At 72.6% G+C, this 15,247-nt stretch carries 14 protein-coding genes; 9 read left to right on the top strand and 5 right to left on the bottom strand.

What is annotated here, in order from left to right; all coding sequences use genetic code 11:
• Positions 1-24: 24 nt before the first annotated feature.
• The 7 genes from Apa02nite_RS43895 to Apa02nite_RS43865 all read left to right on the top strand — a co-directional run bounded on the left by Apa02nite_RS43895 (position 25) and on the right by Apa02nite_RS43865 (position 7,504).
• Complete coding sequence (locus tag Apa02nite_RS43895; protein WP_203830406.1) at positions 25-1,179, top strand: Rieske 2Fe-2S domain-containing protein; 1,155 nt, start codon at positions 25-27, stop codon at positions 1,177-1,179.
• Positions 1,180-1,231: 52 nt separating this feature from the next.
• Positions 1,232-1,561 carry an ArsR/SmtB family transcription factor gene (locus Apa02nite_RS43890; RefSeq protein ID WP_067699415.1) on the top strand — a complete coding sequence of 110 codons (330 nt, stop codon included), beginning with the start codon at positions 1,232-1,234 and terminating at the stop codon, positions 1,559-1,561.
• Entirely contained in the window at positions 1,558-2,046 is a 489-nt protein-coding gene (locus Apa02nite_RS43885) for an SRPBCC family protein (RefSeq protein WP_203830405.1), read from the top strand. Before Apa02nite_RS43890 ends, Apa02nite_RS43885 begins: the two co-directional genes overlap by 4 nt.
• 100 nt (positions 2,047-2,146) lie before the next feature.
• Positions 2,147-2,779, top strand: coding sequence for a hypothetical protein (locus Apa02nite_RS43880; protein WP_203830404.1), 633 nt, complete (start codon positions 2,147-2,149; stop codon positions 2,777-2,779).
• 4 nt (positions 2,780-2,783) lie between these two features.
• Complete coding sequence (locus Apa02nite_RS43875) at positions 2,784-4,832, top strand: sensor histidine kinase (RefSeq protein WP_203830403.1); 2,049 nt, start codon at positions 2,784-2,786, stop codon at positions 4,830-4,832.
• Positions 4,829-5,467 (top strand): response regulator, encoded by a 639-nt coding sequence (locus Apa02nite_RS43870; RefSeq protein ID WP_203830402.1) that lies wholly within the window; start codon positions 4,829-4,831, stop codon positions 5,465-5,467. Before Apa02nite_RS43875 ends, Apa02nite_RS43870 begins: the two co-directional genes overlap by 4 nt.
• 939 nt (positions 5,468-6,406) lie before the next feature.
• A complete protein-coding gene (locus tag Apa02nite_RS43865) occupies positions 6,407-7,504 on the top strand; it encodes a 5-methyltetrahydropteroyltriglutamate--homocysteine S-methyltransferase (RefSeq protein WP_203830401.1) in 1,098 nt (365 codons plus the stop codon).
• Here the strand turns inward: Apa02nite_RS43865 and Apa02nite_RS43860 are convergent.
• Positions 7,501-8,979 carry a GGDEF domain-containing protein gene (locus tag Apa02nite_RS43860; RefSeq protein ID WP_203830400.1) on the bottom strand — a complete coding sequence of 493 codons (1,479 nt, stop codon included), beginning with the start codon at positions 8,977-8,979 and terminating at the stop codon, positions 7,501-7,503. The genes Apa02nite_RS43865 and Apa02nite_RS43860 overlap by 4 nt on opposite strands.
• Positions 8,980-9,032: 53 nt before the next feature.
• Entirely contained in the window at positions 9,033-9,599 is a 567-nt protein-coding gene (locus Apa02nite_RS43855) for a TetR/AcrR family transcriptional regulator (protein ID WP_203830399.1), read from the bottom strand.
• Between the two features lie 116 nt (positions 9,600-9,715).
• Between Apa02nite_RS43855 and Apa02nite_RS43850 the strand changes: the two genes are divergently transcribed.
• A complete protein-coding gene (locus tag Apa02nite_RS43850) occupies positions 9,716-11,164 on the top strand; it encodes an MFS transporter (protein ID WP_203830398.1) in 1,449 nt (482 codons plus the stop codon).
• Positions 11,165-11,166: 2 nt separating this feature from the next.
• Here the strand turns inward: Apa02nite_RS43850 and Apa02nite_RS43845 are convergent, their stop codons facing one another.
• Complete coding sequence (locus tag Apa02nite_RS43845; RefSeq protein WP_203830397.1) at positions 11,167-12,237, bottom strand: bifunctional glycosyltransferase family 2/GtrA family protein; 1,071 nt, start codon at positions 12,235-12,237, stop codon at positions 11,167-11,169.
• Between the two features lie 3 nt (positions 12,238-12,240).
• Positions 12,241-13,188 (bottom strand): phosphodiester glycosidase family protein, encoded by a 948-nt coding sequence (locus Apa02nite_RS43840; protein WP_239164977.1) that lies wholly within the window; start codon positions 13,186-13,188, stop codon positions 12,241-12,243.
• 166 nt (positions 13,189-13,354) lie between these two features.
• Here Apa02nite_RS43840 and Apa02nite_RS43835 point away from each other — a divergent pair, with 166 nt between their 5' ends.
• The gene (locus tag Apa02nite_RS43835) at positions 13,355-13,957 is read left to right on the top strand and encodes an MBL fold metallo-hydrolase (protein WP_203830424.1); all 603 of its coding nucleotides are present in this window, start codon (positions 13,355-13,357) and stop codon (positions 13,955-13,957) included.
• Positions 13,958-14,109: 152 nt separating this feature from the next.
• On the opposite strand, the gene Apa02nite_RS43830 is transcribed toward Apa02nite_RS43835, so the two are convergent.
• Positions 14,110-15,147, bottom strand: coding sequence for an LCP family protein (locus Apa02nite_RS43830; RefSeq protein ID WP_203830396.1), 1,038 nt, complete (start codon positions 15,145-15,147; stop codon positions 14,110-14,112).
• Positions 15,148-15,247: the final 100 nt, after the last annotated feature.

Below are 15,247 nucleotides of genomic sequence, written 5' to 3'. Positions count from 1 at the left end.
ACAAACGCGGTGCAGACTGCGGAAATGCAGTGGTTACCGATCGCCCGGGACGCCGAGGTCAGCACGCGTCCGCTCGCTGTCGTCGCCGACGGCGTACCCCTGGTGGTCTATCGGCCGGAACCGGACGCGGACCCGGTGGTGTTCGCGGACCGCTGCCCGCACCGCCTCGTGCCGCTGTCCGCGGCGGTCGTCGAGGACGGCCGGCTGCGCTGCGCCTATCACGGCTGGGAGTTCGACGCGTCCGGCGCGTGCGTCACGGTGCCGTCGCAGGGGCCCATCCCGCCGCGGGCAAGCCTGCCACCAGGACCACCGATCAAGATCTTCGACGGTACGATCCACGTGCTCGCGGCCGGCCTCCCCGCCCCGGACCCCACCGAGCTGCTCACCAACGAGGACCCGGCGCTGCGGCACGGGTGGCACCCGGTCGGCCTGGCCACCGAGCGGCTCGACGAGGTGCAGCTGCTGGGCGAGACGTTCCGGCTCGCCGAGTCCCGCACCCAGGAGCGCTGGGGCATGATCTGGCTGGCCCCGGACGAGCCGAAGGTCGGCCTGTTCACCGACCCGGACGCCGACGACCGCGACTACGCAGGCGCCTGGCTGCCCCCGGCCCGCACGCCCGCCTCGGCCGGGCTGGTCGCCGACAACTTCCTGGACGTGGCGCACTTCCCGTTCGTGCACGCGAAGACCTTCGGCGCCGCCGAGGAGAAAACCGTTCCCCGGTACGAGGTGACCACCGAGCCGTACGGCTGCCGCAGCGTGCAGGAGCAGTGGTTCGACAACCCGGAGGACCCCGGGGTGCTCGCCGGGATCCGCCCGGTCCGCCAGCGGCGCCGGGCCACCTACGTCTATCGCGCGCCGTTCCAGCTGCTGCTGCGGCTGGAGGAGCTGGACGCCGGCGCGGTCAAGACGATCCTGTTCTTCGCCCAGCCGGAGTCCGCGACGAGCACCCGGATCTACACGAAGATGCTGTTCCACGGCATCGGCGGCGTGCCCGACCCGTCGGCCGAGGTGATCGCCGGCGAGGTCGCGTTCGAGGAGGCGGTGCTCGCCGAGGACCTGGAGCTGCAGCAGCGGCTGCGGATCACCGGCCTGCCCCTGCGCATGCGCGACGAGCTGCACGTCCGGGCCGACCTGCTCGGCGTCCACCTCCGCCGCATCCTGGCCGGCTTCGCCTCCTGACTTCCGGCGATCCGCTTGTGGTCTTGTTCTTCGCGGACTAACGTACAACCACATGGTTGTAGGTGAGGACGGCGCGGATCTCGTGTTCCACGCGCTCGCCGACGCCACGCGGCGCGACATCCTGACCCGGGTGAGCCGGGCGGGACAGTCCGTCTCGGCGCTCGCCCGGCTCTACCCGATGAGCTTCGCGGCCGTGCAGAAGCACGTCGCGGTGCTCGAGCGGGCCGAGCTGGTCACGAAGGAGCGGCGCGGGCGGGAGCAGATCGTGCACGGCAACCCGTCCGCCCTGCGGGACGTGGTCGGCGGGCTGATGGACACGTACGAGAGGATCTGGCGGCAGCGGGCCGACCGGATCACCGAACTCCTTCAGGAGGAGACATGACGGTCACCGGGAGCACCACCGACACCGAGGCGTTGACGTTGACGTTCGTCGCCGACTTCGACGCGCCGGCCGAGCAGGTCTGGGGCGTCTGGGCCGATCCGCGCAAGCTGGAGCGCTGGTGGGGCCCGCCGACCTGGCCGGCCACCTTCACCCGGTACGAGTTCACGCCGGGCGGCGCCGCCCGCTACCACATGACCGGCCCGGACGGCACCGAGTCGCACGGCTGGTGGACGATCACCGCGATCGAGGCGCCGCACCGGCTGGAGCTCGACGACGGCTTCGCCGACAAGCACGGCGAGCCGGTCGACGCCGACAGGCCGGGGCACGTGGTGGTCACGTTGGAGAGCACCCCGAGCGGGACGCGGATGACGGTGGTGAACCACTTCGCGGACGCCGAGGCCCTGCAGATGCAGCTGAAGATGGGCATGGAGGAGGGCATGCGGCTGGCCCTCGGCCAGATCGACGCGCTCCTGGCGACCACCTGACAGACGTCCCGGTCGTCCCGGGACGCCGTCACGCGCGGCCCGGGACACCGGGCCGCGAGGGTGGACCCACGTGAATCCTTGACGAGAGGACGTGGGTTCCATGATGACGACCATCGATCGGCTGATCCGGACCGGCGGCGGCGTGCTCTGCGCGGGTGGCGTGCTCAGCGCCGCCGCCGCGATCGGGCAGGACTTCGCCGACGACAAGGCGGTCAACCCGGCGTTCACCGCGGTCGGTGTGATCGGGGTGCTGGGCGGGCTGCTCACCCTGCTCGGGCTGCCGGCTTTTTATGCCGTGCAGGCCCACCGGGCCGGCCGGCTCGGCGCGATCGGGTTCCTGCTCACCTTCCTCGGCTGGGCCGGTCTCGAGGTGGGGACCCGGCCGCTCTACGACTTCGTGGCCCCGGCGCTCTACGCCCGGCCCGGCAACGCCGATCTCGCCGTGGACGGTGCGCTGGACGAGATCACCAACGGCTTTCTCTGGTACGTCGGTGCCGGCCTGATCGCGCTCAACCTGGGCCTGCTGCTCCTCGGCATCGCCACGGCCCGCGCCGGGGTGTTCCCGCGCTGGCTCGGCTGGGCGGTGGCGGCCGGCCCGATCGCGATCGTCCTGCTCGGACCGGTCGAGCAGGAGGTCGCCGGCGTGCTGCTCGGACTGCTCGCGTACGCGGGGTACCGGACCGCCACCGGCCGGACGGCCGAGACCGTACCGGTGCTCGCGGACGCACACTGAAGACGTGCGCCGGATCCCCGGTCCCGCTCTCACGATCCTGGCCGCGCTGGCAGCGGCCGGGTTCGTGGCGTCGCTGCCGTCGGCGTACCGGCGGCTCGTGGCGTTCGACCCGTACCTGGTGCCGCACCCGGACGCGGTCCGGGCCGGGCTCGCCGAGTGGGGTGTCCCGCCGGGCGCGTACGCGGTCGCCTGGCTCACCGGCCTCTGCCTGATCGCAGTGATCTTCATCGGGGTCGGCCTGCTGATCCTGATCCGCCGCCCGGACGACCGGGCCGCGCTGCTCTGCGCCGGGGTCCTGATCGCGTTCGGCGGGATCTGGCCGAACACGGTGCCGGTCCCCGGCTGGCCGGCGCCGCTCGCGGTGGCCACCGAGGTCGTCGCGGACGCCGCCTTCATCGGGTTCTTCGGGCTGGTCTTCGTCTTCCCGGACGGCCGGTTCACCCCGCGCTGGACCCGCTGGGCCTGCCTCGGCCTGGCGATCCACGTGGTGGTCGCGGAGACCGGGACGATCCCGGAGCTGCTCGACATCGGCCTGGCCCTGGTCTGGCTCGGCTGCGGCGTCACCGCGCAGGTGCACCGCTACCGGCGCGTCTCCACCCCGGCCCAGCGCCAGCAGACCACGTGGGTGGCCGCCGCGCTGATCACCGCGATGACCGGTTTCGGGCTGGTGGCCGGCCTCCAGCCGCTGCCGGTGTTCAGCCGGTCCGGTCCGGGTGCGCTGGTTTACAACGGCCTGACGATGCTGGCCTTCGGCGGACTGTTCTGCCTGGTCCCGATCGCCATCGCGCGGGCCGTGCTGCGCCGCCGGCTGTGGGACATCGACCCGATCCTGAACCGGGCGCTGCTGTACGGCACGCTCACCGCCGCGCTCACCGCGGTCTACGCCGTGATCGTCACGTGGGCGGCGCGGGGTGTCGAGCTGCGTGGCTATCCGGTGGCGTCGTTCCTGGCCGCGGCGGTGGTGGCGGTGCTCGTCGAGCCGCTCCGGCGCCGCCTGCGCGGCTGGGCGAACCGGGTCACCTACGGGCAGCGGGAGGATCCGTACGCGGTGGTGACCGTACTGGCCCGGCGGCTGGAGGACCCGGACGCCTCGCTGCCCGCGCTGGCCGCCTCGGTGCGGCGGGCGATGCGCGCGCCCTACGCGGCGATCGTGGCACCGGACGGGAGTGTGCTGGCCGGCAGCGGCACCGCGGCGTCGGCATCGGTCCGGATGCCGCTGGTGCAGCAGGGTGAGGTGGTCGGTGAACTGCGGGTCGCGCCGCGGGCCCCGGGGGAGACCTACGACCGGCGGGATCGGCGGCTGCTCGCCGACCTGGCCCGGCACAGCGCCCCGGCGGTGCGCGCCGCCCGGCTGCACGACCAGGTGCTCCGCTCCCGGGAACGCCTGGTCACCGCCCGGGAGGAGGAGCGCCGGCGGCTGCGCCGGGACCTGCACGACGGTCTCGGCCCGGCGCTGGCCGCGCAGACCCTGCAGGTCGAGGCCGCGGTCGCGGTGCTGCGCGACCGCCCGGAGCAGGCCGAGGCGCTGCTGGCCGAGGTACTGGCCCGGGGCGCGGAGGCGGTCGGCGAGGTGCGCCGGATCGCACACGGCCTGCGGCCGCCGGCCTTGGACGAGCTCGGGCTGGCCGGTGCGGTCCGGGTCGCTGCCGGGGAATTCGCCGCCACATTTCCGGTACGGGTGGATGCGGCCGGCCTCCCGCCGCTGCCCGCCGCCGTGGAGGTGGCCGCCTACGCGATCGTCCGGGAGGCGCTCACCAACGTGGCCCGGCACGCGGCGGCCGGCTCGGCGCGGGTGGTGCTGCGGGCCGGCGACGGTGCGCTGCTGATCGCCGTGATCGACGACGGGCGGGGGCCGGGCACCGGTCCGGCGGGGGTGGGCACGGTGTCCATGCGCGAGCGGGCCCGGGAACTCGGCGGCTCCTGCGAGATCAGCGGCCGGCCGGGCGGCGGGACGACGGTCTCCGCGCGCCTCCCGTTGCCCGCCGCCGCGTCCCCGGCCGCGCTGGCGCCGGCTTCGGTAGCGGTGGCTGATCAGGAGGAGGTGTGGTCGTGAGTCCGCTCCGGGTGCTGATCGCCGACGACCATGAGCCGTTCCGTGCCGGGCTGCGCGCCGTGCTCTCCCTGGCCGATGACATCGAGGTGGCCGCCGAGGCGGCCGACGGTGCCACCGCGGTCGCCGAGGCGCTGCGCTGCCAGCCCGACGTGGTGCTGATGGATCTCCGGATGCCCGGCCTGGACGGGATCGAGGCGACCCGCCGGATCGTCGCCGCGTCCCCGCACATCGGGATCGTGGTGCTGACCATGCTGGAGGACGACGAGTCGGTGTTCGCCGCGTTGCGCGCCGGCGCCCGCGGCTACCTGCTCAAGGGCGCGCTGCGGGCCCAGTTGGTCCGCGCGGTGCGGGCGGCGGCCGACGGCGAGGCGCTGCTCGGGGCCGGTGTGGCCCGCCGGATAGCCGACTTCCTCCGGCCCCGGCCGCCGGAGACCGCCTTCCCGCAGCTCACCGACCGGGAACGGGAGGTGCTGGCACTGGTCGCCGGGCATCGCACCAACCCGGAGATCGCCCGGCAGCTCGGCCTGTCCGCCAAGACCGTCCGCAACCACGTGTCGAACATCCTCACCAAGCTCCGGGTGGCCGGCCGCGCCGAGGCCATCGTGCAGGCCCGCGACGCCGGCCTGGGCCGCTGATCCCCGGCCCGTGGCGGTGCTGCTCGGTGCCCGCGCGGTCCTGGTGGGTTGATGAAGACAGGCCCTTCGCCGGCGGATGTCCGGTACTGGTGTGGCATCGCGGACAGCGGCTGCCGCTCCCGGAACCGAGGCGGTCCGGCTGACGCGGGTGGTGCTCACCGGATATTCGGGTGAGGGTGCTCGGTCAGATTCCGGGGCGCGGCGGTGGGAGTCCGCGTCCGGTGCCGGCGGGGCGGTCGGGGCACGCGTCCGGCACCGGTAGGGCGGTAGAGGCACGCGATCGATACCGGTAGGGCGGTAGAGGCACGCGATCGATACCGGTAGGGCGGTAGAGGCACGCGATCGATGCTGGCCAGGCGGTAGGCGCACGCGATCGGCGGGGTTCGAGGGCGGTAGCGGCACGCGATCGGGTTGTGCGTGCGTCTGCCGCCCACGCCAGGGGCGGTAGGGGGCCGCGATCCCGCACCGCGGACGTCTACCGCCCGCCCGGGGGCGGCAGGCGCACGCATCGGCCAACCGCGTACCCGTACCGCCCTCCGCCGGCCGTGACGACCAGCCTCGACGCGCGGGAGCGCCCCGGCGGCTGCGTCCGGCGCAAACGTCCCGCGCCGCACCGAGCCCGCCCTCCCTGGGGGCTCCCCCTTGGACAGTGTGGCGGGGGAGGGGGTGGGTTGGGGTGGGGGCTGTGGACGGCCCCGGACTGTGGAAAGCGCTTCCGCCTCCCTCGAGGAAACCACCAGCGCTTTTCCGTGCCCACCCACGGACGTCGCCCCGGAGGGCTTCGCGTCCGGGACGCGCCAGCGGCCTGCGGAGCCCGCAGGGGTCCCGGCGGGAGCGGCGGTCCGCACCCCGGCGGACGCACGACGAAAAGAATTTGATCTTGCTGATCATCGCACCGCGCCGGTTCCGTCACATCCATAGATGGTGTTGAGTGGATGGATGACTCCTCCGTTCCGGGCGGATCACGTCGGCAGCCTGCTCCGCCCGCCCCGCCTGCTCGAAGCCCGTGCCAAGAACCTGCCCGCCGCGGACCTGCGCGCGATCGAGGACGACGCGATCCGCGACGTGGTCCGCATGCAGCGCGACGTCGGCCTGCGCTCGGCCACCGACGGCGAGTTCCGCCGGACCGCCTGGCACATGGACTTCATCTACCGGCTCGGGGGCATCCGGCCGACCGACGAGAAGATCCAGGTGCATTTCCGGAACGCCGGGGGTGAGCTGGACTTCGAGGCCGCGGCCCTGGCGATCGACGAGCCGGTGCGGCTGACCGAGACCATCTTCGGTGACGACTTCGCGTTCCTGGCCGGCGTGGCCGGGCCGGACGTCACCGCCAAGCTGACCATCCCGTCGCCGAGCATGGTGCACTACCGGGGCGGGCGGGCCGCGATCGATCCGCTGGTCTACCCGGACGAGGAGTCGTTCTGGGCCGACCTGAGCGCCGCCTACGCCGACCAGGTCCGCCGGATCGCCGCGCTGGGCTGCCGTTACCTGCAGCTCGACGACACCAGCCTGGCCTATCTGAACGACCCGGAGCAGCGGCGTCAGCTCACCGAGCGCGGGGACGACGCCGAGCACCAGCACCTGCGTTACATCCGGCAGATCAACGCGGCGATCGCGGACCGGCCCGCCGAGCTGGCCGTCACGACGCACATGTGCCGGGGCAACTTCCGGTCCTCGTGGGCGGCCGAGGGCGGCTACGACTTCGTCGCCGAGGCCCTGTTCAGCGAGCTGGCCGTGGACGGTTTCTTCCTGGAGTACGACGACGACCGCTCCGGCGGGTTCGCCCCGCTCCGGTTCGTCCCGCCCGGCAAGCGGGTGGTGCTGGGCCTGGTCACCACGAAACGCGGGGCACTGGAGTCGAAGGACACCCTGAAGCGCCGCATCGACGAGGCCGCCAAGTATGTCCCCCTCGAGCAGCTCTGCCTCTCGCCGCAGTGCGGTTTCTCCTCGACCGTCGAGGGCAACACTCTTTCGTACGACGAGCAGGTCGCCAAGCTGCGCCTGATCGTGGAAGTCGCCGAGGAGGTCTGGGGCTAAGCGACGGCGACGGCGACACTGGCAGCGGCACTGACAGTCGCCGCGGCCACCCGGTCCCGCCCGGCGTGCTTCGCCGCGTACAGCGCCCGGTCGGCGGCCAGCACCAGCTCGTCGACCTCGCGCAGCGCGGGCACCCCGGCCGCGCCGACCGACACGGTGACCCGGCACAGCACGTCGGCACCGATCGCGATCGGCTCGGCGGCCACCCCGTGCCGGATCCGCTCGGCGATCTTCATGGTCTCCTCGGGGCCGGCGCCGGGCAGCAGCACGGCGAACTCCTCGCCGCCGTACCGGGCCGCGACGTCGCCCGGCCGGACCAGCCGGCTCAGCCGCCGGGTGACCTCGATCAGCACCCGGTCGCCGCCGCCGTGGCCGTACGTGTCGTTGACCGTCTTGAAGTGGTCGATGTCCAGCAGCAGCAGGCCGAGCGGCTCGCCGCGCCGGTGGGCCGCGGCCATCGCGCGGCGCAGCGTCTCCTCGAAGTGGCGGCGGCTGTGCAGGCCGGTCAGCCCGTCGGTGATCGCCGCGCGGCGCTGTGCCCGGACCAGGCCCGCCATCCGGAGCAGCACCAGCAGGAACAGCGCGTTGCAGGAGAGGCCGGCCGCGACGATGTGCGGCTCGCCACCGCGGGCGAACTGGATCAGCATCGAGGTCGGCGCGGTCACCGCGGCGACCGCGAGGACGGCGAGCCGGGCCGTGCCGGCGTCCGGGGTGCCGGTCCGGGACGGCGAGACCATCTGGGCCGCCGACGGGTGCAGCACCGCGGCCGCGAACAGGTAGCCCGCCACCATCCAGATCGCGTCCAGGTAGTTGGAGGCGGTGTACGTGCCGGCCAGCGACTGGACGCTGTACGCGGTGTCGGCGTAGAGCGCGGCGGCCAGGTAGCCGGCGATCAGCGCCAGCGACGGGCTGCGCGGCCCGGCGCCGAGCACCAGCCGGGCCCCCACCATGATCGTCATGAGGTCGCCCAGCGGGTACGCGACGGAGACGAGGGTGGCGATGTTCCCGGTGGTCACGTCCATGGTCGGGGCGATGATGAACTCGTACACCAGGTAGCCGGCGCCGATCGCGACGATCGCCGCGTCGACGGCGCTGGCGCCGTCCCAGCCCGGGGTGCGCCGACGGACGATCAGCAGCAGGCCGGCCGCGATCCCCGGGTAGGCGCCGAGGTAGGCCACGTCCGCGATGCTCGGGTACTCGACGGTGTCCTGCACCACCGCCAGGACGTAGAACATCACGTCCCCGGAGGCGCCGAGCAGTGCCCCGGCGGCCAGGCACAACATGATCGGCCGCAGGTCCCGGTTCCGGACCGCGACGGTCAGGCAGGACAGCGCGAACGTGCCGTTCGCGCTGACGTAGAACGCCACCTGCAGGCCGGGCCAGACGTCCCCGGCGACCATGAGGAAGTATCCGGCGATCACCACCGGCATGGCGGCCAGCACGAGGATCCAGGCGGGTGGCCGTCGAGTCGTCACCGGGCAACTGTGGCCGGGTGCGGTGGCCCGGTACGGTCCGGAGCGGGTGCGGCTCAGGTGCCGGCGGCATCCATGATCGACTCGAGGTGGTCCATCGGGTCGTCCAGGCCGCCGGGCAGGAAGTCCTCGTACCAGACCCGGAACGCCGCGGTGGAGCAGCCGACCAGCAGCCGGCGGCGCCAGTCGGCCGGGTCGGCGTCCGGGTGCCGGGCGGCGAGCTGGGCGGCGACGTCCGGGCCGGCGTCGGGGTGCGGCACCTTCAGATGGGTGGACTGCTGGGCGACCGTGCGCAGGGCGGTGAGCAGCAGGCGGTGCTCGACCACGTACCGGGCGACCTCGACCATCGCCCCGCGCATCACCGCGCGGTCGGTGGCCTCGGCCGGCGCGCCGTCGATGTGCCCGGTGACGATCGCGGTCATCCGCCGGACCGGCTCGGCGACCACGTCCTCCTTGCTGGCGAAGTACCGGTGGAAGGTGCGCGGGGCGATGTCGGCCGCGGCGCAGATGTCGCCGACCGTGACGTGGTCGTAGCCGCGCTCGATGAACAGCGTCCAGGCGGCCCGGACGGTGGCGCTCCGGTTCTGCTCGCGCTTGCGGTCCCTCAGGCTGGTGATCGCCATCGGTCTCCCCTCTGTGACTCCGGTCTCAAGCATTCTCCACGGTCGCGGCCCGGCAACAATCTCGTGGCAGGCTCTGCCTCGTGGCACATTCTGCCACGAAGTCTTGAAGGAGTCTCATGTCCCAAGCCGCCGCCGCTGTGGCCGGGTCCGAGGAGTCGGCCCCGCCGAAGTCCTCCTGGACCGGCAAGCAGATGATCGTGCTGTTGGTGATCGGCACCGCCGCGCTGATGGTGTCGCTGACCCAGTCCCTGCTGGTCCCGGTCATGTCCGAGCTGGGCGTCGACCTGAACGCCAGCAGTGACGGCATCGCCTGGCTGCTCACCTCGACCCTGCTGGTCGGCGCGGTCGCGGTGCCCGCCTTCGGCCGCCTCGGCGACCTGTACGGCACGAAGCTGATGGTGCTGATCTCGCTCAGCGCCCTGATCGCCGGGTCGCTGGTCTGCGCGCTCTCCGACTCCCTCGCGCCGATGATCGTCGGCCGGGCCATCGTCGGTCTGTCGGTCGCCACCGTCCCGCTGAGCATCAGCCTGGTCGGTGTGGTCCTGCCCCGCGAGCACTCCGGCGCCGGCATCGCCCTGATCAGCGCGATGCTCGGAGTCGGCGGCGCGCTCGGCCTGCCGCTCTCCGGCGTGATCGCCGAATACACCGACTACCACGTGCTGTTCTGGATCTGCGTGGTCGGCGGCATCCTGGTCATCCCGGGCATCGTCGCGCTGGTCCCGAACCCGCCGCGGGCCGGCAAGGGCCGGATGGACATCATCGGCACGGTGCTGCTCGGCGCGGCCATGCTGTCGCTGCTGCTCCCGCTCGCCCAGGGCTCCAAGTGGGGCTGGTCCGACCCGCTGACCGTCGGCCTGCTGGTCGCCGCGGCCGTGCTGCTGGTCGTCTTCGTCCTGGTCCAGCTGAAGCTGAAGTCCCCGCTCGTCGACGTGCGCACCACGGCCCGCCCGGCCCTGCTGCTCACCAACATCGCGTCGCTGTTCGTCGGCTTCGCGCTGTTCGCCACGCTGATCGGCACCGCGACCTACGTGCAGATGCCCGAGGTGACCGGCTACGGCTTCGGCAAGTCGATCCTGGTCGGTGGCCTGTGCATGCTGCCGGGCGGCATCATCATGCTGCTGCTCTCGCCGGTCTCGGCCAAGCTCGCCCCGCGTACCGCGCTGATCGTCGGTTCCCTGATCATCGCGCTCGGGTTCGCCTCCCGGATCTTCCTGACCGACAGCCTGGTCGAGGTCATCGTCGGCGCGACGATCGCGGGCGCGGGCACCGGTATCGCGTACGCGGCCATGCCCGGCCTGATCTCGCACGCCACCCCGCTGTCCGAGCTGGCCGCCGCGAACGGGCTGAACGCGTTGTTCCGCAGCGTCGGCAGCTCCCTCGCCAGCGCCATCGGCGGGGCGGTGCTGGCCGCGAAGACGATGGATCTCGGTGGGCACGCGCTGCCGACCCTGGGGGCGTATCAGCTGCTGTTCGGCCTGTGCGCCGGCGCCGCGGTCCTCGCCGCGGGTCTCGCACTGCTCATCCCGAAGCACTCGGCGACCGCGGACGCCGCCCTGCCGGAGTAGCCCTACGCGGAGGTGGCCGGTGCCGTGACGCCGGTCACCTCCAGGCGGGCGTCCGAGGCGGGCGTCATCTGGCGGCCGCGCCCGAAAACGAACATCCGCTGGATCGTGAACCCCGCCGCGAACAGCGTCACCTCGGTCAGCACCTTGGCGACGGCCAGCGACCCGATTACGGAGTTCAGCCACGCCAGCACGAGCACGTTCGCGCTCAGCGACGCCACCGCCAGCGCCGCATACCGGGGCGCCGCCCGCCGATGCGCCACCCCCTCCCCGAACACCGCCCGCCGGTTCACCGAGTAGTTCAGCGTCGCGCTGACCACCCGGGCCAGCACCGCCGACAGCACCAGCTGATCAGTAGCCGACACCAGCACCGCGAGCAGCGCCGCGTCCACCCCGAACGCCAGCAGCGACGACGCCGCGAACCCGAGCAGCGGCCGGTAGATCCGCACCGAGTCCTGCAGCGGCCGGAAGTGCGACGACCTGTTCCCGTCCAGGTAGACCGTCGCGATGCCGACCTCCTCGATCGCCAGCCGGTCCCGGGCGGCCCGCAGCAGCAGCCGCAGCTCGTACTCGAAACGGTCGCCGGGCACCCGCCCCAGCCAGCCCAGCATCCGTGCCGGATAGCCGCGCAACCCGGTCTGCGTGTCCGTTACTGACAGGCCGGTGACCAGCCGGAACAGCACCCGCGTCGCGGCGTTCCCGAACCGGCTGCGGGCCGGCACCCGCCCGGTGAACCGGCGCACCCCGAGCACCATCGCGGCCGCCGTCACCCCGACCCGGGCCGCCACCGCCTCGATGTCCGCCGGCCGATGCTGCCCGTCGCTGTCCGCGCAGACCACGTCGTGGCCCGGGTAGGCGGCCGCGGCGTGCGCGAAACCGGTGCGCAGGGCGAAACCCTTACCCCGATTCCGGTCCAGGTGGATCACTTCGGCGCCGGCCATCCGGGCCTTTTCAAAGACCTTGCGGTACGACGGACCGCTCCCGTCGTCCACCACCAGCACGTGATGCCGGTCCAGCTCGTGCACGAGGTCGGCCAGCCGCCCGTCCGGCTGGTACGCGGGGATCAGCACCAGCACGGCTCAGCCCGCCACGTAGAGGATGTCGCTGGTCCCGCGTTCCTGGCCCTTGCCGAGCGGGTTGTTGACCAGCTGATCCTGGAAGACCATCGCGGACGACCCGCCCCCGTCGATGTTGTACGCCAGCTCCGCCCCCCGATCCGCGAAGATCTGGGCGAACTCGGTCATCGTGACGCCCCGGCTGTACCCGCTGCTGCGCCCGTCCACCACCACCCAGAGCAGATGGTTCGCGGCGACCAGGCCGACACCGGTGCGCGGCTGGTTCCCCTGGATGGAGTGGTTGCCGAAGTTCGTGTCCACCTCGACGTCGTCGATTCCGCTGAGCACCGTGCCGCCCTCGACGAGTCCCGGCCCGAACGACAGCGTGTTCCACACGCCCGCCGCGAGCAGCTTGTCCGCGGTCGTGGTGGTCTCGTCGTACAGTTTCGCGGTCCCGTCCGCGTAGAACGCCAGCCCCTGCCGCGCCCCCGAGTCCCGGAACTTCACCCCGTTGCGAATGACGATCCCGGTGTCCCGGAACCCGTAGTAATCCCCGTTGATCGCGAGCACCGCATTGACGCTCTTCGCGATCACCGACGGATTCGCGACGATGTTCTCGCCGAATTCGTCGTTCGCGAACGCCGACCGCACGATGGTGGCGTCGGTGACCTGAACGTCCGCGACGACATACGTCACGGTGTCACTGCCCGACCCGGTGGTCACCGTCTCGATCGAGATCTTCGCGGTGTCGCTGCTGTACGACGTCGCCGTGGCGGTCCCGTCACTGGCGGCCTGAGCCGCCACGACGGTGTCGGAGGCGAGGCTCGACGCGCTGCTCACCTCGACGTGGTCGACGACGTAGCGGTCCAGCGCCCAGGCGCCGCCACCGGCCACGGCGGCCAGCACACCCAGTCCGCCGCCCAGGAATCCGCGCCGGGAGAGCCGGCGTTTCGATGCGTTCTCAGTGGTCACAACAAGCAGTGAAGCCGCGCATCTTGTGCGTCATCTGTGCTGCGCCCGTCCACCCTCTGTCGACCACCGCCCGGTGCCCCTGACGCTCGCCGGACCCGTCGGCGGGGGAGAATGAGGCGCTCGGCGCAGGGCCGGGCGGAAGGAAGTGGGACAGACCATGCAGCAGGTGCGGGCCCGGGTGGATCACGGCGTGGTCAGCGGCACGTTCAGCCTCGACGGGCAGACGTTCGACGTCGACAACAACGTGTGGGTGATCGGTGACGACACCGAGTGCGTGGTGATCGACGCCCCGCACGACGTGGACGCGATCCTGGCGATCGTCGGCGACCGGCGGGTCACCGCGATCGTCTGCACCCACGCCCACGACGACCACGTCCGGGTCGCGCCGGCCCTGCGCGAGCGGACCGGCGCGCCGATCCTGCTGCACCCGGCCGAGCGCCCGCTCTGGGAGCTCACCCACGGCACCGACGTCACCTGGGACAAGGACCTGGCCGACGGCGACCGCATCGAGATCGCCGGCAGCACGCTCACGGTCCTGCACACCCCGGGCCACGCCCCCGGCGCGGTCTGCCTGCACGCCCCCGACCTGGGCTGTGTCTTCACCGGCGACACCCTGTTCCAGGGCGGCCCGGGCGCCACCGGCCGCTCCTACTCCGACGCCGACCTGATCGTCGCCTCGATCCGCGCCCGCCTGCTCACCCTCCCGGCCGCCACGGTGGTCCACACCGGCCACGGCCCCGACACCACCATCGCCGCCGAGACTCCCTGACCGCGCCGGACTCCCGGCCCGCGCCACTCACCACGCGACACCGCCGCCGCTCCGGGCCGCCGCGCGTCCCCGGATCCCGGCTGGGCCTCAGGGGTGTCTCCGCGACGCGGAGACACCCCTGAGAGCCAGCCAACCACCCGGAAGCGCGCCGGTCAGCCGTCGACGGTGACCGTGGTGGGGTGGGTTTTCAGGAAGCCGGCGACGCGGTCGGTGGTGACGGCGGTGAAGAAGTCGCGGGTGGAGGCGGGGAGCTGTTCGCCGCGGTAGGCCTTGTTCTCGAAGAGCGGGCCGCCGGGCAGCCCGATGGTCGTCATCTCCGTGAGGTGCAGGGTCTTCAGCTCGCCGGCCCAGTCGGCGAGGCTGTGGCCGCCACCGATGAAGGTCAGCGAGGTGCCGACCGTGGCGGTGACCTTCAGCATGGTGGCCGGGCTGGTCAGGACGGTGCGCTTCAGCTTCTTGGCGAGGGCTTTGAGCATCTGCCGCTGGTGGCGCTGGCGGTCGTAGTCGGAGCGCGGCAGGCCGTAGCGCTGCCGCGCGTAGTCCAGCGCCTCCCACCCGCGGAAATGCACCGGCTTGGCGCTCTTCGGATAGACCTTCTGCGGCCCGGTGTAGGGGCGGTGGCAGTCGTCGTGTCCCGGGCACTGCCGGATCCGGTCCCGGGGCCGGCCGTCCGGTTTGCGGTGCTCGGAGACGACGTTCTGATCGACCGGCATGTTCAGCCCGCCGACCGCGTCGACCAGCCGGGTGAAGCCGTGGAAGTTGAGCACCGCGCCCGCGTCGAACCGGGTGATCCCGGTGACCGCGCCGACCGTCCGGGCGAGCAGCTCGTAGCCTTGCGCCGCGCTGTACCGGCCGGGACCGACCCGGCTGCCCAGCGCCATCGCGGCGTTGATCTTGTCGCGGCGGGCCGCGGAGCCGGACTTCGGGAACGCCGGGATCGGCACGATCAGGTCGCGGGGCAGCGAGAACAGGTACGCGCCGCTGCGGTCGGCGGTCACGTGCGCCACGATGATCGAGTCGGCCAGCGGCGCGGTGTGGTCATTGCGCGGGTCGATGCCGACCAGCAGGACGTTCAGCGGGCCGCGGATCGGGGCGGCGGCGTGCACGGCCCGCTCGGCGATGACGGCCGGGGCCAGCAGGAGACTGCCGAGGGCCAGCCCGAACCGGGCCCATTTCGCGACGGTGGCCACGTGCTCTTCTCCCTTGCGTCCGGTTCATGCCTGCAAGCGAATATTGCACTTTTTATGGCTGGAAACCGGGGTTATCCCGCAAAAAGGGCGGGCCGGGTCC

Source organism: Actinoplanes palleronii (assembly GCF_016862315.1).
In the GTDB taxonomy this organism is placed as follows: domain Bacteria; phylum Actinomycetota; class Actinomycetes; order Mycobacteriales; family Micromonosporaceae; genus Actinoplanes; species Actinoplanes palleronii.
The sequence above is the reverse complement of the archived record's forward strand: the minus strand, read 5'-3'. Positions and strand labels throughout refer to the sequence as shown.